Below are 21,532 nucleotides of genomic sequence, written 5' to 3'. Positions count from 1 at the left end.
GCACTTGAGGAAGCCGCCCACGACCTGGGTGACCTCGCTCGACGCGCACGAGCCAGCACCGACAACCCACGGGAGTGTCCATGAGCACCGCCACCAGAGCCGACCATGCCGAACCGGTGGTGGCACGTCTGTCGCGCCTCGACCGGTTCCTGCCGGTGTGGATCGGACTGGCCATGGTCGCTGGGCTGCTGCTCGGCCGCATCATTCCCGGGCTGGACGCCGCCCTGGACGCCGTCAAGATCGGCGGCATCTCCCTGCCCATCGCCCTCGGCCTGCTGATCATGATGTATCCGGTGCTGGCCAAGGTCCGCTACGACCGCCTCGACACCGTCACCAGCGACCGGCGTCTGCTGGTCTCGTCGCTGGTCCTCAACTGGATCGTCGGCCCCGCCGTCATGTTCGCCCTGGCCTGGGTCTTCCTGGCCGACCAGCCGGAATATCGCACCGGCCTGATCATCGTCGGCCTGGCCCGCTGCATCGCCATGGTCATCATCTGGAACGACCTCGCCTGCGGCGATCGGGAGGCCGCCGCCGTTCTCGTCGCCCTCAACTCGGTGTTCCAGGTGCTCGCCTTCGGCCTGCTCGGCTGGTTCTACCTGTCGGTGCTGCCGGGCTGGCTGGGTCTGGACGGCGCCGCTCTGGAGGTCTCCGGCTGGGACATCGCCCGCAACGTTCTCGTCTTCCTCGGCATCCCGCTGCTCGCCGGCTACCTCTCCCGCCGCCTCGGCGAGCGGGCCAAGGGCCGCGACTGGTACGAGCAGCGGTTCCTGCCCCGGATCGGGCCCGTCGCCCTGTACGGGCTGCTGTTCACCATCGTCATCCTGTTCGCCCTGCAGGGCGAGGCCATCACCGATCGACCCGTCGACGTGGCCCGCATCGCTCTGCCGCTGCTGGCCTACTTCGCCCTCATGTGGGCCGGCTCCTACCTGCTCGGCCGGGCCATCGGCCTGAACTACGAACGCACCACCACCCTGGCGTTCACCGCGGCGGGCAACAACTTCGAACTGGCCATCGCGGTCGCGATCGGCACGTTCGGAATCGCCTCCGGCCAAGCCCTCGCCGGCGTCGTCGGCCCGCTCATCGAGGTCCCCGTTCTCGTCGGCCTGGTCTACGTGTCGCTGTGGGCCCGCCGCCGTCTGTTCACCACCCCGACACCCCGGCCGTGAGGCGCCTCGACTGCGGGTCCGAAGCCGTCATCGGTATCCGCATCCACTGCGGCGCCGCGGTCTGCCGCAACCACCTGATCGTCAGCCATGGAGTACGTCATGAGTGACAAGCCCAGCGTCCTGTTCGTCTGCGTTCACAACGCCGGCCGCTCCCAGCTGGCCGCCGGCTGGCTGCGCCAGCTCGCGGGCGACACCGTCGAAGTTCGCTCGGCCGGCTCCGCCCCCGCCGAGACCGTCAACCCGGCCGCCGTCGAGGCCATGCGGGAGGTGGGCATCGACATCACCAACCAGACCCCCAAGCTCCTCGACTACGCCACCGCGGAGTCCTCGGACGTCATCGTCACCATGGGCTGCGGCGACGCCTGCCCCGTCTTCCCCGGCAAACGCTACGAGGACTGGAAGCTCGAAGACCCCGCCGGCAAGGGCGTGGACGCCGTCCGGCCGATCCGCGACGAGATCCGTACCCGGGTGGAGAAGCTCCTGGCCGAGCTTCGTCCGACCGACTGACACCGCCCAGTTCATCACCGACGACGTCACCCGCGACGAGCTCACCCCAGCCCCATTGAGACCGCTCGGGTCGGCGAGCAGGCTCGCCAGCGCACGCTCACCAGGCGCGTACGGTCATCCTCGCCACCGGCTCCGCCCGGCGCGGTCATCCGCCCAGGCGGGAGGCGATGTCGGCGACCGTCGCTCTCGCGGTCCGGCCGGCACCCACCAGCGTGGCTGACGCCGGCCCCGTCCAATCGCCGTAACCAAGGAGGTAGAGGCGAGGCTCGTCCACCGATCGGGTGCCGTCGGTGGCCGCCTTTCCTTGCCGCCATCCGGGCAGCAGCGGCGCGAGGTGGGTGAGGTTGGGCTGGAAACCCGTACACCAGATGATGCCGTCACAGGTCTGCTCGGCGCCGTCGGCCCACCGCACGCCACGGTCGGTCAGCCGCGCGAACATCGGACGGGAGTGCAGGACTCCGCGGTCCCGCGCCTCGCGGACGCTGGGCACCATCACGATGTCGCCAAGGTCGCTGACACCGCCACCGGCACCACCGGCGGCCTTGCGGGTGGCCACACCGAACAGCACCCGACCGTCGACGTCGTCCGGCATGAACCGCGCCGGGCGCAAGGTGACCCAGGCCGCCTCGGCGACCCGGGACACCTCCGCCAGGATCTGCGCCGCGGAGTTACCTCCACCGACGATCACGACCCGCTGCCCCCGGAACTGCTCCGGCGAGGTGTAGTTCACCGGTGCAGCTGCCGGCCGCCGAACTCCGCACGGCCCGGGATGTCGGGCACGTACGGGCACTCCCACGTACCGGTGGCGGAGATGACGTACCGGGCAAGCCAGCTCCCGTCGTCGGTCTCCACCGCCAGGCGCTCCCCGGCTCGCCGTACCTCATGGACCCGGACCGGCCGGCGCACCCGCAGGTCGTACCGCTGCTCGTAGGCCCGTAGGTAGTCCACGACATGCCCGGCGGTCGGGAACTCCTCGCCCTCCTGCCGAGGCATCCCCACCCCGGCAGCGGGCTGTACTCCGCCGGGGAGAACAACCGCAACGAGTTCCAGCCATGCCGCCACGCGCCACCCGGCTGCGGCTGGTCGTCGAGGATGACGTAATCCAGACCGGCTCGGCGCAGGTGGTAGCCCGCCGCCAAACCCGCCTGCCCGCCTCCTACGACCACCACGTCACACGATCCGGACACGCTCCGGCACCCCCTCCGCCCGTAGATCATCATGCCGAGCGGCTGAAGATGCCGACACGCGGGCCGACGCCCACACCCCCGCCCGGGCACGGCCGTGGCCGGCACTTGACGATGCCTACCTGCGGACCGTCGGTGGCCTGGTAGCGGGTTCCGCCAGCCTGTTGATGGTGTTGGTGCAACGATGCATGACGTGGGAACCCCGAGAACCGCTGCCCCTGCTGTCTCGCCGCTTGCCGGTGAGCCGATCAAGCGTGCCGATGCCGAACGGCTCGCGGGAGTGCTGAAGGCCGTCGCCGACCCGGCCCGGCTGCGACTGCTCAGCCTGATCCAGTCCGCTCCCGAGGGCGAGGCATCCGTCAGTGACCTCACCGCGCCGCTCGGCCTCTCCCAGCCGACCGTCAGTCATCACCTGCGGATCCTCACCGAGGCCGGTCTGCTCGAGCGCGAAAAGCGTGGAGTCTGGGCCTATTACCGCCTGGTGCCGTCCGCGATCGCGGCGATCGCCGAGCTGTTGACGCCACCCCGCAAGCGGGCGACCAAGAAGACCCGCTGAGCACCACGGTGAAGGCGCTGGCGGCCAACCCTGCCGAACCATCCGCCATCGTCGAAGAAGTCGGCGACCTCGTGGGCGCCCTGCGGGACGCCGAGCCGGAACACGAGCTGGAGGTCTACCGCGGCCTCGGGCTGAACCTGACCTGTGCCCCGGAAACACAAACGGTGCGGGCAAGTGAAGATCTTGCCACGCACCGTTGGGATTTCGTTGGTGTCCGAGGTGCGACAAGAACCAATGCCCCACCGCCGATGACGATCGCTAAGACCTTGAAGCTCACACAAGTCTAGGCGCTGCGCCTGCTCAACCGGCCAGCCAACAACCGACCTGTCAGCTGTGGTAGATGACATCGAACGGGTGACGCGTCGGGCCCTGATCCGAATCCTCACTGCCGTCTTGAAGGAGTAGAGCGGCTGTTCATGTGGTAGCCGGGCGAGATGGTCGCGTGAGCTGCGCTGAGCGCCTCCGCGTCGGTTGGATCCGCTTTCAGGATCACGACGGGCTCGCCGGGCATGGACGTCTGCAGCATGAACACCTTGCCGCCGACTTTCCATACCTCCCAGTCGCCGGTGAACTGGTGTGTGTGTGCTCGGAGCCGGGAAGCTCGGCGGCGCGGGCCGCGGCTCGATCCTGCGCTGCCTTATCAATCTGCATTTTGACCTCCTCGAGGTCCTTGGGGGGTCGAATGCCCGGAGTCCGTCGAGGAGGTGCGGACGCCGGGCAACCGAGTCGAAGTGAACGGGGCCGGCACCGCGGTCCGATGTCCGCCCCGTCCGTCACATGTGCGTGAAGATCTTCTCCGCGTCGAACCGCGAGACCGGCTGGCGGGAGACCCGAGCCTCGTCGGGGTAGCCGAGCACCAGAAGCAGCGTGGTCGTGTAGTCCGTGTCGGTCAATTCGAAGGCCGCGTCCACGGTCTTGCGGTCGAAGCCCTCCATCGGCGTCGCGTCCACCCCGAGGGATGCGGCGGCCATCATCGTGGCGCCGACGACGAGGTAGGTGTTCTTCTCAAGCCAGTGGAGCACGTTCCCGCCATAGTTCTCCGTCTGGATCTCCACGAAGTTGGAGGCGCCCGCCTCCCATCCCTTCTGGATCTCCGGGTCGGCGAAGCGCCCGTCGGCGCGCTCCTTCTCGAAGATCTCCTGCAGGTGCGTGTCGGGGATGTCCTTGCGCGTCGTGAAGACGATGGCGTGCGACGCGTTGCGCACCTTCTCCGCGTTGTCTGCGAAGCGGCCGACCAGCGCGTCCGCGAGCTTGTCCTTGCCATCCTGCGTCTCCAGCACGTGGAAACGGTTCGGCTGGATGTTGATCGTCGTCGGCGAGGTGCGCAGGTAACGCAGCAGCTGCTGGAACGTCTCCTCCGGGATCCTCTTGCTCGGGTCGAAGTAGCGGGTGAGGTGCTTCGTGATCAGCTTGTCGAGATCCAACATCGTGCTTTCCTTCGTTTGAACGGCGGGTGGAGAGGAAAGTCAGGCCGACCGGTGGTCGGCGCCGGGGACGTCGACGACGGTGTCGCTGACGTTGTTGAGGTAGTTCGTGAGCAGGGTGACGACCACGATCGTGACGATCGCCTGGATCTCCGGGTCGATATACCCGACCTCGCGGATCGCTGCGAGGTCCTCGTCGCTGACCTGGCCACGCGTCTCGATCACGTGCTGCGCGAACTTCGCGGCGGCGGCGCGCTTCGGGTCGCTCGACGTGCCCATGCGGGCGAGCTCAATCTCCTCCGCCGACATACCGCCGAGGTTTGACGAGATGAAACCGTGGAGTGCCTGGCAGTAGTGGCAGCCGTTCGACTGAGAGACCGCGAGGGCGATCGTGTGGCGCGTCTTCGCGTCCAGGAGCTTCGCGATGCTGCCCTGCAGGCCCATCACGATCTCGAGCACGGTCGGGTTCGCGGCGAGCGTGGTGAACATGCTGGGCGCGAAGCCGAACTGCTTCGCGATGGCGTCGAGGACGCCCTGCGTCTTCGCGTCGATGTCGGCGCGCGCGGGAGCGGTCAGGCGAGACATGGTGATGAACCTCCGGGTGATCCTAGTGGACTATTTAGTCCACTCGCTTGAATGAACACCATCAAAAGTGGGTTTCCAAGCCCAGTTTGTGTAACGTTGATTACATGCAGGGAAGCAACGAGGCGGAGGCAGCCCAGAAGCTCACTCCCAAGGGCCAGGCCACGCGCGAGCAAACACTGCCGCACACGGCCCCCGCATGACGTTACTGGACTATTTGGTCCACCCGCTCGAGTGAACACGATCGAAAATGGGTTTCCAAGCCCAGTTTGTGTAACGTCGATTACATGCAGGTGGACAACGGGGCGGAAAGCAGCCCAGAAGCTCACTCCCAAGGGCCAGCCCACGCGCGAGCGAATACTGGAGCACGCGGCGGCGTTGATCTACGACAAAGGGGTCCACGCAACCAACAACGAGCTCGTCCGCCGCGCTGCAGGCGTGAGCGGATCGCAGCTGAGTCACTACTTCCCCACCAAGGAGAGCCCCGTCCTGGCGGTCATTGACTGGCAGGCCGACAGCGTCCTCGGCTTCCATCGCAGCGAACGGTTTGCCAGCTTCGACACCGTCGAGGCGTTCCAGGACTGGGCGGCCTTCTACGTCCTCTCGGGGCGTCCGTTCGAGGACAGCTGCAGCCTCGGCTCGCTCGCGAGCGAGGTCGTCAAGACCGATCTCGACGTGCACGACCGGCTCGCGGAGGTGTTCGCGCAGTGGCGCGAGATCTTCCGCGTCGGGCTCGATCGCATGCGGCAACTCGGTTGCATCGACGCGTCCGCCGACCCCGCGCGGCTCGCCGACATGTTCCTCGCGGCGTATCAAGGCGGCATGCTCCTCGCTCAGGTCGCCCGGGACATCGGCCCCCTGCAGGACGCGCCCTCTGCGGCGGTTGACCATCTGCGGACGTTCGTGACGTCTGACGACCAGCACATAGGCTGACGCGGCGCATCCGAGCCTCGGGTTTCGGAGCGCGGAAGTAGCTCTGGCGAACTCGTAAGACGACCATGTCGGGCGAGCGAAAGGGCGTCCGCTCTGTTAGCAGAATGAGACGGCTCGCCGACATCCAGCCTCACGAATTCATGGGCCCGATGGCGTGATGGCTGATTGCCGACCCTGACGTAAAGGAGGTGGCGTCCCTACCTGGAATGATCTGGATTGCCTAGATCAAGGATCTTGCAGAAGGGCGGCACCTAGCACGATGGGTGCGGCGATCGCGGTTCGCGGCGGCACCCTCGACGGGGACCCGTTGATCGCGATGGCCGACGCGACGGTGTATGCGGGCAAGGCCGAGCGGCGGTTCCACCGCCGCCACCCCATCCGGTGGTCCGCCCGCGGAGACGTGCTGGTCCACCTGCACAGGACGTCGCTACCTGCGACGCGTCGAACCGACACGGGTGGTAGCCCTTACCGGCTGGGCTCCGTGGCGTCGTGATGCCTAACGAGCGGCGATGGGCGCGCTCGTCGGCTTCCGGTCGGCGTCGCCCTCGACGCGGAACGGGATGCGCAGGCGGGTCATGGCAGCCGAACTTTACGTCGGCGGCGGGTGTGCGGTCGGAAGGGGTATCCGCTCCCGGTGCTTCACGGAACAAGTTCGAGTCATGCGCGGTTACATCAGTCAACAGCTGCTCCAAGTTTGCGCGCCTACGCGCGACTCACCCGCTCATACATGCAAGCCGGGTGCGGAAAATGAGCGGGGCGGATCCGCCGCTCCCCGGGACGTTGGGATCCGTTTCGCTCGGCCCGCCGAACCCAACCCAAAAAGCCATCGTGGTACGGCTTGGGCCGGGGTGCGGGTAGATTGATCAACCAGTCCGCCGGTTCCGACCACAGCCTGCATCTGATGTCGACCACCACGCGCCGCGACCAATCGGTCAGCGCCGTGCAGAGCGACCCCTTCCACGTTCGGAGACTCCCATGGCGGCACGCCGCCCCAGCAAGACACCCCTTGTCACAACCACCTCCTTCGCCGACCTCGGCGTGCCCGGCCGTCTGGTCGCCGCGCTCGAGCAGGCGGGCATCAGCACGCCATTCCCGATCCAGGCCGCGACGCTCCCGGATTCGCTCGCCGGACGCGACGTGCTGGGTCGTGGCAGGACGGGATCGGGCAAGACATACGCCTTCGCTCTCCCGGTCCTCGCCCGGCTCTCGGCCGCCACGTCTCCGCGGCTGCCCGGCCGCCCGCGCTCGCTCATCCTGGCGCCCACCCGCGAGCTGGCGACCCAGATCGAAGCGACGATCGCACCGCTGGCCACCGCGCTGTCGCTGCGGACCCTGACGATTTTCGGTGGGGTGAGCGCGCGGCCACAGGTCGGTGCACTGCGTGCCGGGGTCGATATCCTCATCGCCTGTCCCGGCCGGCTCGCCGACCACGTGTCGACCGGCCACGCGATCCTCGACGCCGTCGAGGTCACGGTGCTCGACGAGGCGGACCACATGGCCGACCTGGGCTTCCTGCCGGTCGTACGGCGACTCCTCGACAAGACACCGCCGCGCTCCCAGCGGCTGCTGTTCTCGGCGACGCTCGACGCGGGCGTCGACGTCCTCGTGCGGCGGTACCTCTCCAACCCAGTCACCCACAGCGTCGACTCGGCGATGTCCCCGGTCGCCGCGATGACCCACCACGTGCTCCGGGTGCGTCATGATGACCGGCTCCCCGTCCTGATCGACCTGACGGCCGCCCCAGGGCGCACGCTCGTATTCACACGCACCAAGCGGGGCGCCAAGAAGCTGACCAGTCAACTGGTCGCCTCGGGCGTACCCGCCGTGGAGCTGCACGGCAACCTGGCGCAAAACGCCCGTACCCGCAATCTGGCGGCGTTCTCCGCCGGCGACGCCCGCACACTCGTTGCGACCGACATCGCCGCGCGCGGTATCCACGTCGACGATGTGGCTCTCGTGATCCACGCCGACCCGCCCGCCGAGCACAAGGCATACCTGCATCGCTCCGGGCGGACCGCGCGTGCCGGAGCGAGCGGCACCGTCGTCACCCTGATGACCGACGACCAGGTCACCGACGTGCGCGATCTGACCCGCCAGGCCGGCATCAACCCGACGATCACCCGGCTCGGGCCTGGTGACCCGCTGCTCACCGAACTCGCCCCAGGCGAGCGCCGTTTCGTGACGCCTCCCGTAGCGACGACGGCGCCGCATCACGGACGAGGCCACAGCGCCACGCGGCGCCCGGATCCGCGCACAGCGACCGGCGGATCGACCGCCAGCGCAGCGCGCGGGAGAGGCTCGGAAAGTCGTCGGGCGAGTGCCGCGGGAACCACGTCCGCACCACGGGGCGCGGCGGCGTTCTCATCCGGCACGCGGGTTGGTAGCCGGCGCGGTCAGCGCTGAACCGCCCCGGGTTTGGTAGCCCCCCGGCTGCCACCACGGCCACATGGTTCGCCGGCTGGTTTCGGCCCGCCCGGCCGCTGACCCCACTGCCACGCCCGATCCCAGCGCCCACCGGCGAGACATACCCGTGCCCACCGGCCCACGACGCCCAGCGGGCCCGCCGAGCAACCAACCGGCCCACGCTGCTGACCCTCGGCCACGCACGGGTGGCCGCACCGGCCGCCGCGATGACCTACGTGAACGCCAGGGCAAAAAGTTCGAGCAGCTGACCACGGCTGACCGCGATTACCGGGATATTCTCTCCACGGTCGCTTCACTCGGAGCATCGGTCGACCATTCAAGATCGGCCGTGCCGCGCTATGGGTTGCGCTAGGTTCGCTCGGCGTGGCGCTGGTGACATTGCTGGTTACCGGCATCGGTGACCATACTGTTCTCGGCGGGTTCCTCGCCCGGCTTGGCAAGTACGTGGGCTCTGCGGTGGCGCGCTAAGACTCGTGCCAGCGGTAGCAGCAGGACTGTCGCTCTAGGCGACGCCGGGCGCGAACGCCTGCGGGCGTGCGCCTCATCGACATGGCAGCGGTCACCTTCGTTGGCTCGGCGGCATGACGTCGGGTGGCACAACGTCGGGGGATGTGCGCTGCCGCGGAATCGGGGAGCGGGGGCGCCGGCGACTTCGATCTCCGGCAGGTCGTCCAGCGAGGCGACGACCAGCAGGCCGGCGTACCCGCTCATCGGCGAGGCCCGCGACCAACTTGCCGCCGCGATCGTCGAGGAAGCGCGCCGCGGCATGCGGCAAGTCGACATCGTCCGGGTCACCGGCTACACCCGCGAGAGAGTCCGGCAGATCCTTCGGGCCGCCGGCGTCGGCCCGAGTAGTCATCCCGCCGCGGTCGCTGCCAGCGCGTCGTACAGGCTCGCAAGTTGCTGCCCGCGTACCGGCGCGCGGCCGCGTGTGGCGGAAGGGGCTCATCCCTGACAGGTCCTGACCTGGATTTCCAGCGCGACACGTACGGCAACCGCGACCGCAACCGGATCGCTCGCCGGACACAAGATCGCGTTGGCCGCTGCGGCGGACGGCACGGTTCAGGGCTCGTGGTCCCTGGCGGAATACAGCCCCAGAAACGATCAAGGCCGCTAACCTGAGTTCTGCCAGGTCAGCGGCCCAAATCCCGTATCGTTCGCACTGGTGTCCGAGGGGCAACACAAACCAAAACCCAACCGGGTCTGACGCTGTCGACGTCGATCCAGTTGATCTAGTGGCTGATCACGGCGGCGTGGGCGCCGGGCTCGCCTGGCGGGGCGTCGAGGGCCAGCCTCAGCGCCGCCTCGACCGGGTAGACCGGGCAGTACAGCGGAGTGTCTGTGGCCGGCGGGGACGCGTCCTTCGCCTCGAACGCCTCGCGGGCCCGGCCGAGGTCCGCGAGCAGGTCGGCGACCGACGGCTCCTTCTTCGGCTCCGGGGGCGCCGCCTCGACGGGTGCCTCCGTCTTCGGCGCTGTGATCGAGACGCCGAGCGCCGCCGCGGCGGCGTTGAGCCCGTCCTTCGGCATCGCGGCGGCCAGCGCCGAGAGGCGGCCGACGGCCTGGTGGGCGTACGCGGCGTCGACCGGCACCGCCGGCAGCTCGAACCGGGTGCCGGCCTGAGCGCCGAACGGGGCGTCGCGGAACACCCGGTCGCGGTTCTCGGCGTCGACGAGCACGTGGCGGCCGTCGTGGAGGTCGGCGTACAGGTTGGCGGCGAGCACGTTCCCGTCGAGCAGCAGGTTCTGGTCGGGCACGGTCGCGCGGACGGCGATGCTGTCGGCGAAGGCGAGCACGTTGGCCTCGACCCGCATGACGCCCCGGCCGGAGATGTCCAGCAGGCAGCCGGTCGTGGACTGCCCGGTCGAGGCCCGGCCGGTGGGGTCGGCGGCGAACAGGACCGTGTTGCCGCGGACGGTCCAGGGGCCCGCGCCGGGTGCCTGGATACGGACGGCGGTGCCGCTCGTATTGACGACCACGTTGTTCTCGAACGTCCCGTACGCCGCGCTGAGCTGCACGGCGCAGTACGCCGCGTTGGCGAAGACGCAGTTGCGCACGGTGATGCCGCCGCTGCCGCCGCGCAGGTCGAGCAGCGCCGCCGATTGGGAATGGTCCGTGTTGAGGGCGCCGCTGTCGGCGTACGCATTGTAGGTCGCCCCGTCGAACATGAACCCGTCGAGGATGAGGCCCTCCCCTGAGTCCTCGCCGGTGAGCACCGGGTCGCCGAAGATGCCCTTCGCCTTGGTCTCCGGGGTGAGCACGAAGCGCACGGGGTGGCGCCAGGGGTCGCGCGCGGCGAACTCGGCGTCCCACCCGCCTAGCAGCGTCAGGTTGCGTACGGGGATGCGCCACGTGCCCGACCGCAGGCGGCCCGTGTACTCACCCGCGGCGACGAGGATGCGGTCGCCCTCGGCGGCCTTTTCGAGGGCCTGGAACGGGTCGCGGAACGGCGCCTCGCGGCTGCCGTCCCCGCCGGAGGATCCGGCCCGCACGAACCAGTCGCGCCCGGCCGGCCGGGGCGGCTCGGGGGCCGTGATGTCGAGCACGGGCGCGAGGGAGTCGAGGACGATGGTGGCGCTCTGACGCCCGCCGGGCGGCGTGAGGCGGTACGTGCCGCGGAGCAGGTACGTGGACTCGACGTCGAGGCCGCGCGAATACCGTACGGCCTCCTCAGTCTGGTGGTGGACGAGGCCGTAGCGCGGGGCGAGCGCCCACCACGGGGTGTTGTCGGTGCCGGGCTCGTAGACGGCGACGCCGATGTGCGTCTCCGCGAGCTCGGGGAGGATCTGCGTGTTCTGGTCGAAGCCGACCCCGGCCCGCACCTGCACCGGGGTTCCGGCGAGCGCCGGGTCGGCCTCGTAGAGCCGCGCCCAGTCGACGGCCTGGTACGCCGGACCGGCCGGGAGCTCGGTGAACGGCTCCGGCGCGGCCAGGTCGGCGGGGTGCGCGCCCGGCGCCGCGCCGACCGCGAGGGCGAGCACCTCGGCCGGGGCGAGCCGGCGCATGACGGGCCGCTGAACAACACAATCCGATGTGGACGGCAGCTCGCCGAGGCCGACCGATTTCCGCAGCGCGTTGAGGGCGGCGGTCGGCGGGCGCTCGTACGTGGCGGCGGTGTCCACCGTGTACACGTCGAGCCACGCCGCCGGGAGCCCGGTCAGCTGCGGGTCGCCGACGGTGTTGCCGGCCGCCGAGCGCAGGCCGACGTCTTCGAGCTCCGCGGCGTACTCCTCGGTGAGCTCGGCCTCCGCGCCCGACACCCGGCTGCGCACGATGTCGCGCGGTGTGGCGAAGAACAGGTTGCGGTCGACGGCGATCTGCCCGACGTCGCGCAGGCAGGCGATGGCCGCGTTGCCGCAGCCGACGAACACGTTGTCGGCGATCGCGGCAGCGCCGTTGACCCGTATGCCGACGGCCCGGTCGGCGCCGGAGCCGCGCGGCGGGTCGGAGTCGTCGTGGGCGAAGGCGAAGGTGTTGCGGCTGACCGCGGCCGGGGCCTCGGGGGCGCCGTCGCGGACGGTGAGCAGGCTGAGGCCGACGCAGTTGACGACGATGTTGTTCTCGAAGACCGCGGAGTCGCCGCCAAGCTCGACGGCGCCGGAGCTGCCGTTGGCGAAGCCGCAGTCGCGGACGGTGATGCGCTCGCCGCGCAGGCTCACCAGCGGGCCGTCCCCGTAGGAGGCGCGCTGCAGGCCGCCCTGCTCGTCGTAGTCGTCGCGCCCGGCCCCGTCGAAGAACAGCCCGTCCAGGACGAGGCCGTCGTGGCCGCCGATGCCCTGGAGCATGTTCGGCTCGTTCGGGACGCGCAGGCCGGCCTTTGCCGCGAAGACCGTCGGTGTCTGCCAGGGGGTACGGCGGGCGAAGTCGGGGCTATATCCGCCGAGCACGGTCAGCTCGGGGGTGTCGACGACCCACGAGGAGCGCTCGCCGCGCCCGGTATAGGTGCCCGCTGCGATGTGGATGCGGTCGCCGGGCGCAGCCTGCCGCAGGGCGAGCCACGGGTCGTGGAACGGCCGGGCCCGGGTGCCGTCGCCGACCGGGCCGCCCGCCGCGACGAAGAGGTCGGTCATGACTTCTTCACCTCGTCGTCGGCTTCCTCCGTCTTGTCCGCGAGCAGCTTGAAGCCCACCTTGACCGCGTCTATGACCTGTGCGAATGCGGCGAGGCCCGTCTGCTTGTAGGGTCCCTCGGCCAGGTCCTTGACGTATTCCTCCTCGGTCGCCAGCAGCGACTCCAGGGATTCCGAGGCCTTCTCCAGCTCCTCGTTGAACTTCGCCAGCGTGTCCGGATCATCGGTCAGCTGGGCGAAGGCGTTGGTGCTCTCCTCCACGAGCGTGGGGAAGAGCTCGTCGTAGAGCTTGCTGGACTGCTCCTTGGCCGCCTCGGCCCGCGTGTCGAGCCCCCGGTCGAGGACGTTCTCCTTCATCCAGTCCCAGTCGGTGGCCCGGTAGTCGCCGGACGCGCCGATGCCGCGCCAGTTCCCCGCCGCCTCGGCGCCGCGGGCGAAGAGCTTGTCGATCCAGTCCTCGTCGAGCTGTTCGCGGGCCGCGGTCAGCAGCTTGATGTTGTCGACCACCGTCTGCTTCGCGGCACGCTTCTGCTTGGCCGCCATGAGGTTCTCCGCGGTGAGCTTCTCGAAGTTCTTGATCGCCTCGTTGGCGACTTCCTTGGACGACGGGTCCTTCATGAAGAGGACGATCAGGCGGACGCCCGAGGTCGGGAGGTATTTGACGAGCAGGCTCTTGACCGTGTCCTGGATGGAGCCGAAGTTCTTGAGGAGCAGCTGCTCGACGATCGCGTCGTTGCTGCGCGCGTTCTTGAGGTCCTCCTCGCACTTCTTGATGAGCGCGAGGTCGGCCTCCAGGACCTTGCTCATCAGCGTGGCGACCTCGGGGACGTCGAGCCGGGCGACCTGCGCCCAGATCTTGCGCTCCCCGGCGAGGAAGTCACGCGGGCCGACCGCGGTCCACCGTTCGTCGACGGACATGGCGTTGGCCTGGCTGTCCTCCAGCACTGACCGGATGTCCGATTCGAGGCGCTCCATCAGCGCCTCGGCCTGCTCGCAGTTGGTCTCCCACCGGTCGGTCAGGCCGTCATAGCCCGGTTGCTCCAGCTTGGATAGCATCTCCTCGAACAGCTTCTCCCGATTGGTGTCGAAGCGTTCCAGCAGATCCATGACCTTGTCGAGGATGTCCTCCTCGAACCCCGTGGCGCGCATCCGCTGCTCAACGAACTCGCGGGCGTCATCGACATCTTCCACAAATTTCAGCGTAGGAGCCCCCGGCCACCCGAGGCAGTCGTAAACCCGATCCCTGCCAGATCAAGGATCCGACCTACGTTCTGTCTCGCGGATCTTTGGCCGTTGGCGATGGCGTGCGGCCTAGCGACAGGGGTGCGTAATCTGGGGCCGCCGCTCGGTGAAGACTGACTCCGAAAGTCGTCGACTCTTCGGGAGTGCACCATGTCATCCCTGTTCAGCGGACCGATACTTGGTGTTCGTATGCGTCTTTCGCCCGGCACCGGGGCGCAGCCGGTTTATGCCGAGATCGTGGTCGACATCGAGCCGTTCGAGGGCGGGACAACCGAGTTCGAGTTCGTTTGCCTGGCTCACCCGCTACGTGCTGAATTTACTGCCGCAGTCGCGTCCGGCCTTCGAGATGAACTGAACAGCCAGGTGACCACCGGAGGCTTGTCGTCCGTATTTGAGGGCGCGGGAGTCCGGGTCACGCTCAGCACCGCCCGTTCGCACGACGTCGATTCGAGCGTGTCAGCCTTTCTGACAGTGGCGCGCTTGGCCGTCCGAGCTGCCATCGAACGCCAACGAAGGAGCTGAGCCTCGCTGCTTGCGGCCATCGGGCACGGCGCGTAGCCAGTCCAACGTCTCGACGAGGTCGAGGGTGGCCTGGTAGTGGCTGGCCAGCTTGTCGAAGCGGGTGGCCAGGCCGCGCCAGTGTTTGCGCCGGTTGAACCCGCGCTCGACCTGGTTACCTTTGCGGTAGGCGGCGCGGTCGAAGTTCGGTGGTCTGCCGCCGGCACGGCCACGCCGCTTCCGATTGGCGATCTGATCGTTGCGCTCGGGGATGACCGTTGTGATGTCCCGGGAACGCAGCAGGTGGCGGTTGGCCTTCGACGAGTATGCCTTGTCGCCGGTCAGCGAGTCCGGACGCTTGCGAGGCCGCCCGATACCGCCCGGACGCGCCACCGACACTTGATCCAATAGCGTCTCCAGTTCGCCGGTGTCGGCCGACTGATCCAGAGTGATCCGGGTGGCAAGCGACCGCCCGCCCCCATCGGACAGAGTGTGAATCTTCGTGGTCAACCCGCCACGGGAACGTCCGATGCCTTGCCGTGCCCGGAATTGCTCCCGGTCGAGCCCCCTTTACGGGCACCCGCGGCATGCTGGTGCACCCGCACGATCGTGGAGTCGATCTGGGCGTGCCAGTCGATGTCGCCGTCGGCCTCGGCCAACGCGAGGACCTGCTTCTTGAGCATGGCCCAGGTTCCGTCGGCGGCCCAGCGGCGGAACCGCTGGTACGCGGTCGTCCACGGCCCGTAACGCTCGGGCAGGTCACGCCAGGGAGAGCCCCTGCGCCTAATCCAGCAGATCGCGTTGACGACCTGCCGGTGGTCACGCCACCGCCCGCCACGAGCGGCTTGCGTCGGAAGCAACGGTTCCAGCACAACCCACTCGGCGTTGCTCAGGTCTCCACGAGCCATACCCGTTCAACGAATCAACGTCATGATCCGCGAGACATAACGTAGCTCGTGCTGTGCGCCCGGCCGTCCCTCGGTCCGGAGTTCCCCGGCGTTGTGATGGAGTACGTATCCGCTGCATGGCGGTTGGCGCTGACCATCGGTACGGGTGGAACACCGGCCTAACGGGATCTTCCTGACCGCGGGGTAGATATCTCCACTTCAGCAGCACAGCTACACCGAAGGCGTTGAACCGATGCGACCTGCCAAGGAGACTTTCCGCTTTCGTGAGCAACTTCGTATGCCGGCATCGGCGCGATGAACCCGTCGGCGACCGCACGCCCAGACGGGATGGACAGCACACGGGCGATGACCACGAACCGGGATGGTCGTCGATGCCGATCAGCAGCTTGCACTCCCGGCCGCCGGCCAGCAACACCCCGCCGACCAGATCCATCTGCCACAGCTGCATCGGCGCCTCACGCGCCCACCGTTTGTACTTACGGTTGTGGCATTGCTCCTGCGCAACCACCATGTTCCGTGGGGTTCGTGTCGCTACCGAGGTGAACTCCAACGGGCCTCCACGGGACTCGTTGACCTCGGCGTTGGTAAAGGGTTTGTCTCCGGGGCCACACGAACCGTTGCCCCACCGCCGATGACGATCGCCAAGATCTTGAGGCTCACCCAAGTCTAGGCGCTCCGGTGACCTCTTCAAGCCTGCGCAAGAGGTCACCGGACAGGAAGCCGTAGTCAGGGTGGCGGTTACGTCCGCGCGGATGCTCCTGGTGGTCCCTCAATGGCGCGCCGGCGGATTGAACGCGCTCGACGTCGCCCGCCTCGCCCGGGTCGCGGAGGCGCCGCTCCTTCGATCCGCGGTCCGGGCGCTTGCCGCGGAGCTGGGCCTAGACCCGGAAGCCACCGTCGAACCGCTCTGCACCGGCACTACGCCGAGTGCGTCAGCCTGATGCGAGCGGACCTGCACATGGACGAGTCCGAGGTTAGCCGCCTGATGAACAATCGCAGCAACCTGCTGCAAAGCGTGCTCGCGTCGGCCCCTAATCCGAGGCACGCCGGTGTCACCAGGCCCGCAGGCGGCACCTGACCGATCGCCATCGTCGGCGTTTGCGGCTAAGAACGCCTAACAGAATGATCTAGGGGCGGTGTGTCCTCGATGGAGGATCGGCTAGAGTGCTCGGCCGTGAGGAGGGGTGAGCAGCCGCCGTGGATCGTCTCGGACGAGTTGTGGGCGGAGATCGAGCCGCTGTTGCCGCCCCGTCCACCGCGCAGGCACCGGTTCCCGGGCCGCAAGCCCCTGGATGACCGCAAGGTGTTGTGCGGGATCTTGTTCGTGCTCTACACGGCGATCCCGTGGGAGTACCTGCCCCAGGAACTCGGCTTCGGGTCGGGGATGACCTGTTGGCGCCGGTTGCGGGACTGGAACGACGCCGGCGTGTGGCAGCGACTACACGAAGTCCTGCTCGGCAAACTACGGGCCGCGGACCAGCTGGACATGTCCCGGGCGGTGATCGACGGCTCCCACGTCCGGGCGCTCAAGGGCGGCCCAAAACCGGTCCGAGCCCGGTCGACCGCCGCCGCTCGGGCTCGAAACACCACGTCATCACCGACGCGGGCGGCATCCCCCTCGCCGTCAGCCTGACCGGCGGCAACCGCCACGACGTCACCCAACTGATGCCCCTGGTCGACAAGATCCCACCCATCAGAGGCATCCGCGGGCAACCCCGACAACGACCGAAGCGGCTCTACGCCGACCGCGGCTACGACTACGACTGCTACCGCCGGGACCTGCGAGCCAAGGGCATCACCCCGATCATCGCCCGACGCGGCGTCGCCCACGGACCCGGCCTCGGCACCCGACGGTGGGTCATCGAGCAGACCATCGCCCTGCTGCACTGGTTCCGCCGCCTACGCATCCGCTGGGAGGTCCGCGACGACATCCACGAAGCCTTCCTCACCCTCGCCTGCGCCATCATCTGCTGGCGCCGACTCCAACGCTCAAACAGTTAGGAGCTCTAAGAGGCAGGGCTCAGCACCGGGTTCAAAGTGGGCACCCCTGCGCCGAGGTGGATCCGGACGAGAGCGACTCGGTGAGGATAAAGCCCTGCGAGCTGAACCTGAACCGCAACTCCGGCGTCGACACCGGCAGCCGCCGGCCGCTCCCAGGGACCCGCGCGGCACGGGCGGTGTGGACCTGGGCGGCTCGGCGGGATCGGTAAACAGGTGCGCTCTATGACGCGGCCGAGGAGCTCTAGCCAGCGGTGTTCGTGACCGGGCTGCTTCCAGGATGTGCGTCGACCAGACGATGAGCACGCCGGCGGCGACAGGAACCCCCGGAGCATCCTGGAGATGAAGCAGGTCCTCGAAGCCGGACGGTAGGCGGCGGACGCCCGGCACACTCACATCGGCACCACCGTGCATGCCGCCCTTGAGGCGCCATGGGCAACGTCCGAATCAGGTGCAACCGGTCTGGCGGGTGCAGTTGGTGGTGCTCGGGGCGATGCGCCGCAGCGATTTCCATGTTCGACAGCCCTCACGCGTCCTACCGGGAGGCTGGAACGCGCCGAGGCGCGGCCCGGTCTACACCGGGCCGCGCCTCGGTGGAGGTGCGGCGGATCGGGACGGTCAGCCGGCGCGGTACGCCCGGACGATCGTCTGCTCGATGCCGCTACCGCCGTCGGCCGTTGCCTTCACCCGCAGCGAGACCGCCTGCCCACCCGTCACGGCCGGCAGCGCGGCGTGGAAGCCGTCCCGGTCACGGTCGACCGTGGCCGGCTGCCAGGTGGCGCCGTCGTCGGTCGAGGTCCAGACCTGGAACGAGGTGACCCGCTGGGCCGGCGCCCCCTGGGGCTGCCGGACCGCGAAGGTGGCCCGGCCACCGGTGGGATGGTTCGCCGCGTCCAGCGGCAGGGCGTAGTCGACCGACAGGAGCGGCAGGGCGCTGCGCGCCGTGCCGGCCGGTCCGGCCGACCGGAAGGTCCACGCGGTGTTGACGTGGGTCGAGAACGGTAGGATCCGGCTGGTGTCGACGTCGAAGGTGAGCCGGTAGTCCGCCGCCTCCGCCGGCACGCTGAAGTCGGTCCGGGCGGTGTTGCGCTCGTCGACGAGCTGGCCGTCCCGGTAGAGCGCCAGCTTGCGCGTGATGCCGATCGCGCCGGCCTGCAGGCAGTCGGCCCGCTGGTGCTCATCGACGAGCATGGCCAGGTCGACGTGCAGGTTGCCGCTGGTCCGCCACGGCGCGCCGGCGCAGCTCAACCCCCAGTCGACCGGGTCGTCGAACCAGTCGGAGCGCAGCGGCTGCCGCGCCCAGATCTTGGTCTGCCGGCTGCCCGGCGCGTAGTCCCGGGGCGCCTCCTGCGCCGTGAGCCCGCCGTAGGTCCCGGTGTCCTGCCAGAGGAACCCGGGCGAGACGTAGTCGGTACGCGTCGCCGGCAGGTCGTAGGTGGGGTTCTGGGTCAGGTAGTACCCGTCCAGGGTGAAGCCGAAGCGGCGCATCGAGGTCACCATCCCGTCTAGGTCCAGCTGGTTGAACCGCTGGTCGATCCGGGCGAGCCGGGCCTGCTCGGCGGCGGTGACCCGGTAGGTGGGGTCGGCCGGCACGCCCTCGGTGTACTCGTGAGCTAGGTCGTAGTGGTACGGCCCGGCGGTACCCGCCGGCGAGTCCAGCCCCCAGCCGCCGTACATCCGCGCCGACCCGACGCCGGGCATAGCCACCGGGCCGGTCGCGACCGTGGCCGAGTCACCCCACGCCGCGATGCCCTGCCACCAGGACAGACCGTTCCCGGCCGTCTGCACGTACAGGAAGTCGCTCGCGAGGGTCTGGGTGGGCTTCCCGGGCACGGTCGCGGTCATCGGCTTGGCCTGCGTCGGGTCGAGGACGACCGTCCGGGGGCCGTCGACGGCGAGGTCGCTGTCCCCGACGAACGCACCCGTCTGCACGCCGGTCTGGTCGTCGTAGGTGCTGAACCCGGCGGTGACCTGGTAGCGGCCGGCCGGGACCCGCAGCGTGGCCGACTTGCCGGGGGTGAAGAACACGCCGCCGCCGTAGAGCAGCGGGTCGGCGAGGTTGGTCACCTCCACCCCGACGGCGCTGTACCCGCTCGCCGGGGCGCCCGGCACGGGACGGGTCTGGATCGTCAGGTCGTAGCTGCGCGGCTCCACGTAGAAGGCGACCGGGGTGGTCGCCACCAGCGCGTGATTAGGCCTGCGGGCGGTGACCCTGGCCAGGTAGTACCCGGGCGAGCCGGCCAGCGCCGCGCGGTCGAGCCGCAGCGTCGCCGTGGCGGGCACGCCGCGCTTGAGCGTCACCCGGCTGGTCGACAGCTTCGCGGCGCGGCGGGGTACGGCAGTCCCGTCGTGGTTGACGACCGTGACGGCCAGATCGAGCGGGACGGCCGCCGGCGTCCGGTCGCCGGTCCAGCTCAGCCGCACCTCGTGGGTGCCGGACTGCGGGTAGCTGAAGGTGCCGACGTTGACCACCGGCTGGTCGCTCACCGGACCGGTGAGGGCCCGCGCCGCGTTGAGCCGGCCGGCGCCGACGGTATACGGCTCGGCATCCGGCAGCGGGTCGGCGGCACCGACGAGCCCGGCCTTGAGCCGGTCCGCGGTCCAGTCGGGGTGCCGCTGGGCGAGCAGCGCGGCGGCCCCCGCCGCGTGCGGGGTGGCCATGGAGGTGCCGGAGAGCGTGGTGTGGTAATCGTCGAACGGTGTGCCGAGCGACGTGCCGGCGGCACGGCCGGCGACGATGTCGACGCCCGGGGCGACCAGCTCCGGCTTCGCCGCCCAGGTGTTGATCAGCGGTCCCCGGCTGGAGAAGTCGGCCCGCTCGTCGTCCGCGTCGACCGCGCCGACGGTCAGCGCGCGCCCGGCCGAGCCGGGGGAGGCGATCGCGCCGCCGCTGTTGCCGGCGGCGATGACGAACAGGGCGCCGGTCTGCTCGGTGAGGTTGTCGACGGCGACCGCCATCGGGTCGGTGCCGTCGTCCGGCATGGAGCCGCCCAGGCTCATGTTGATCACGTCGGCGCGGGCTGCGGCCCATTCCATGCCGGTGATGATGTCGGAGTCGAACCCGGAGCCGAAGTCGTCGAGGACCTTGCCGATGACCAGACGCGCGTCGGGCGCGATGCCGCGACGCTGGGCGTGCGAGGCGGCCCCGGTGCCGGCGATGGTGGTCGCGACGTGGGTGCCGTGCCCGTTGTGGTCGACCGCGTCGCCGCCCGGGGTGACGAAGTCGGCGCGGTCGACGACCTGACCGGCCAGGTCGGGGTGGCTGAAGTCGGCGCCGGTGTCGAGCACGGCCACCCGGGTGCCCGTGCCGGTGTAGCCGGCCTGCCAGGCCTGCGGCGCGGAGATCTGGCTGATGTTGTGGTCGAGTTGAGCGGGCTGCTCGCCGCCCTGGTTGCCGGCGGTGATCCCGGTCGCGTGCACCTTCCGGTCGAGCCAGACCTTGCGCGCGCCGGTGAGCAGGGAGGTGGTCGCCGCCCTGGCGTTGGCCGCGGACTTCTTCGGCACGACCCCGGCGACCGCGCCGATGCTCGACAGCGGTCGCACGCCGGCAAGCGCGGTCGTCCGCTGGTTCTCGGCGGGCTGCACGATCACCGGCAGCTCGGCGGTGCTCTCGTCGTCGTAGCCGTCGGCGATCAGCGTGGTCACGTCGAAGAGGTCCGGGTCGAGCACGGTGCCGACCTGGGCCGCCACCGTGGCCGGGATGACCTTCAGGTGCCCGTCGGCACCGCAGCTGCGCCGGATCACCCCGGCCGGATCGACGGGCTGCACGCGGACCCGGGGGCAGCCGGATCCGGTGGTCTCGACGGTCACCACGTCGCCGGTGAGCAAGGTGACGGTGTGCGTCTCACCGCTGCCGGCCGGGGCCGCGGCGGCAGGGTTCGGGGTGGTGAGGTCTGGGGTCGGGTTCGCCAGCGCCGGGGTTCCCGGCACCGCTTGCAGCGTCGCGACCACTGTGGTGGTCGCCAACAGCCACCGGATTCGTCTGGGCATCTCGCTCCCGTGTTGGGGGGCGGCCGCACCTGCCGCGGGCAGGATCAGCTC

Annotated in this window: 15 protein-coding genes and 4 pseudogenes; 8 read left to right on the top strand and 11 right to left on the bottom strand. The window is 69.4% G+C overall.

Going from position 1 to position 21,532, the window contains the following annotated elements; translation table 11 throughout:
* The first annotated feature begins 80 nt into the window (after positions 1-80).
* The gene (gene arsB, locus RMN56_RS22885; RefSeq protein ID WP_313719567.1) at positions 81-1,166 is read left to right on the top strand and encodes an ACR3 family arsenite efflux transporter; all 1,086 of its coding nucleotides are present in this window, start codon (positions 81-83) and stop codon (positions 1,164-1,166) included.
* A 99-nt stretch (positions 1,167-1,265) separates the two neighbouring features.
* Complete coding sequence (locus RMN56_RS22880) at positions 1,266-1,673, top strand: arsenate reductase ArsC (protein ID WP_313719566.1); 408 nt, start codon at positions 1,266-1,268, stop codon at positions 1,671-1,673.
* 145 nt (positions 1,674-1,818) lie between these two features.
* Here the strand turns inward: RMN56_RS22880 and RMN56_RS22875 are convergent, their stop codons facing one another.
* From RMN56_RS22875 to RMN56_RS32750, 3 genes and pseudogenes are all read right to left on the bottom strand, one after another.
* Positions 1,819-2,316 carry a hypothetical protein gene (locus RMN56_RS22875; protein ID WP_313719565.1) on the bottom strand — a complete coding sequence of 166 codons (498 nt, stop codon included), beginning with the start codon at positions 2,314-2,316 and terminating at the stop codon, positions 1,819-1,821.
* A gap of 83 nt (positions 2,317-2,399) precedes the next feature.
* Positions 2,400-2,666 carry an NAD(P)-binding domain-containing protein gene (locus RMN56_RS22870; protein WP_313719564.1) on the bottom strand — a complete coding sequence of 89 codons (267 nt, stop codon included), beginning with the start codon at positions 2,664-2,666 and terminating at the stop codon, positions 2,400-2,402.
* A gap of 86 nt (positions 2,667-2,752) precedes the next feature.
* Positions 2,753-2,890 (bottom strand): annotated as a pseudogene (locus RMN56_RS32750) (FAD-binding protein); the annotation flags it as partial.
* Positions 2,891-3,041: 151 nt separating this feature from the next.
* Between RMN56_RS32750 and RMN56_RS22865 the strand changes: the two are divergent.
* Entirely contained in the window at positions 3,042-3,413 is a 372-nt protein-coding gene (locus tag RMN56_RS22865; protein ID WP_313719563.1) for an ArsR/SmtB family transcription factor, read from the top strand.
* 8 nt (positions 3,414-3,421) lie between these two features.
* Complete coding sequence (locus RMN56_RS22860) at positions 3,422-3,700, top strand: hypothetical protein (RefSeq protein ID WP_313719562.1); 279 nt, start codon at positions 3,422-3,424, stop codon at positions 3,698-3,700.
* Positions 3,701-3,795: 95 nt separating this feature from the next.
* Here RMN56_RS22860 and RMN56_RS32745 read toward each other — a convergent pair.
* From RMN56_RS32745 to RMN56_RS22850, 3 genes and pseudogenes are all read right to left on the bottom strand, one after another.
* Positions 3,796-3,981: pseudogene (locus tag RMN56_RS32745) on the bottom strand (MmcQ/YjbR family DNA-binding protein); the annotation flags it as partial.
* A gap of 205 nt (positions 3,982-4,186) precedes the next feature.
* Positions 4,187-4,840, bottom strand: coding sequence for a nitroreductase family protein (locus RMN56_RS22855; protein ID WP_313719561.1), 654 nt, complete (start codon positions 4,838-4,840; stop codon positions 4,187-4,189).
* Between the two features lie 39 nt (positions 4,841-4,879).
* Positions 4,880-5,422 carry a carboxymuconolactone decarboxylase family protein gene (locus RMN56_RS22850; protein ID WP_313719560.1) on the bottom strand — a complete coding sequence of 181 codons (543 nt, stop codon included), beginning with the start codon at positions 5,420-5,422 and terminating at the stop codon, positions 4,880-4,882.
* Positions 5,423-5,473: 51 nt separating this feature from the next.
* Between RMN56_RS22850 and RMN56_RS22845 the strand changes: the two genes are divergently transcribed.
* Positions 5,474-6,352 (top strand): TetR/AcrR family transcriptional regulator, encoded by an 879-nt coding sequence (locus RMN56_RS22845; RefSeq protein ID WP_313719559.1) that lies wholly within the window; start codon positions 5,474-5,476, stop codon positions 6,350-6,352.
* 975 nt (positions 6,353-7,327) lie between these two features.
* Complete coding sequence (locus tag RMN56_RS22840; protein ID WP_313719558.1) at positions 7,328-8,755, top strand: DEAD/DEAH box helicase; 1,428 nt, start codon at positions 7,328-7,330, stop codon at positions 8,753-8,755.
* A gap of 1,253 nt (positions 8,756-10,008) precedes the next feature.
* Here the strand turns inward: RMN56_RS22840 and RMN56_RS22835 are convergent.
* A complete protein-coding gene (locus RMN56_RS22835; RefSeq protein WP_313719557.1) occupies positions 10,009-12,846 on the bottom strand; it encodes a right-handed parallel beta-helix repeat-containing protein in 2,838 nt (945 codons plus the stop codon).
* Positions 12,843-14,036 (bottom strand): hypothetical protein, encoded by a 1,194-nt coding sequence (locus RMN56_RS22830; RefSeq protein ID WP_313719556.1) that lies wholly within the window; start codon positions 14,034-14,036, stop codon positions 12,843-12,845. Before RMN56_RS22830 ends, RMN56_RS22835 begins: the two co-directional genes overlap by 4 nt.
* A 201-nt stretch (positions 14,037-14,237) precedes the next feature.
* Here RMN56_RS22830 and RMN56_RS22825 point away from each other — a divergent pair, with 201 nt between their 5' ends.
* Positions 14,238-14,609 carry a hypothetical protein gene (locus tag RMN56_RS22825; protein ID WP_313719555.1) on the top strand — a complete coding sequence of 124 codons (372 nt, stop codon included), beginning with the start codon at positions 14,238-14,240 and terminating at the stop codon, positions 14,607-14,609.
* A gap of 33 nt (positions 14,610-14,642) precedes the next feature.
* Here the strand turns inward: RMN56_RS22825 and RMN56_RS22820 are convergent.
* Positions 14,643-15,493, bottom strand: a pseudogene (locus RMN56_RS22820) (IS5 family transposase); the annotation flags it as partial.
* A 334-nt stretch (positions 15,494-15,827) separates the two neighbouring features.
* A pseudogene (locus tag RMN56_RS22815) lies at positions 15,828-15,968 on the bottom strand (IS481 family transposase); the annotation flags it as partial.
* A 672-nt stretch (positions 15,969-16,640) separates the two neighbouring features.
* Between RMN56_RS22815 and RMN56_RS22810 the strand changes: the two are divergent.
* Positions 16,641-17,494, top strand: a protein-coding gene (locus RMN56_RS22810; RefSeq protein WP_313719554.1) for an IS5 family transposase whose coding sequence is annotated in 2 segments (ribosomal slippage) — positions 16,641-17,031 and positions 17,031-17,494 — 855 coding nt in all. Because the reading frame shifts where the segments join, the coding sequence is not laid out codon by codon here.
* A 615-nt stretch (positions 17,495-18,109) separates the two neighbouring features.
* On the opposite strand, the gene RMN56_RS22805 is transcribed toward RMN56_RS22810, so the two are convergent.
* On the bottom strand, positions 18,110-21,481 hold the full coding sequence (locus RMN56_RS22805; RefSeq protein WP_313719553.1) for a S8 family peptidase: 3,372 nt from the start codon (positions 21,479-21,481) through the stop codon (positions 18,110-18,112).
* Positions 21,482-21,532 lie beyond the last annotated feature (51 nt).

This window comes from Micromonospora halotolerans, from assembly GCF_032108445.1.
In the GTDB taxonomy this organism is placed as follows: Bacteria; Actinomycetota; Actinomycetes; order Mycobacteriales; family Micromonosporaceae; genus Micromonospora; species Micromonospora halotolerans.
Note: the sequence above shows the minus strand (reverse complement) of the source record. Positions and strands in the feature narration are given on the sequence as shown.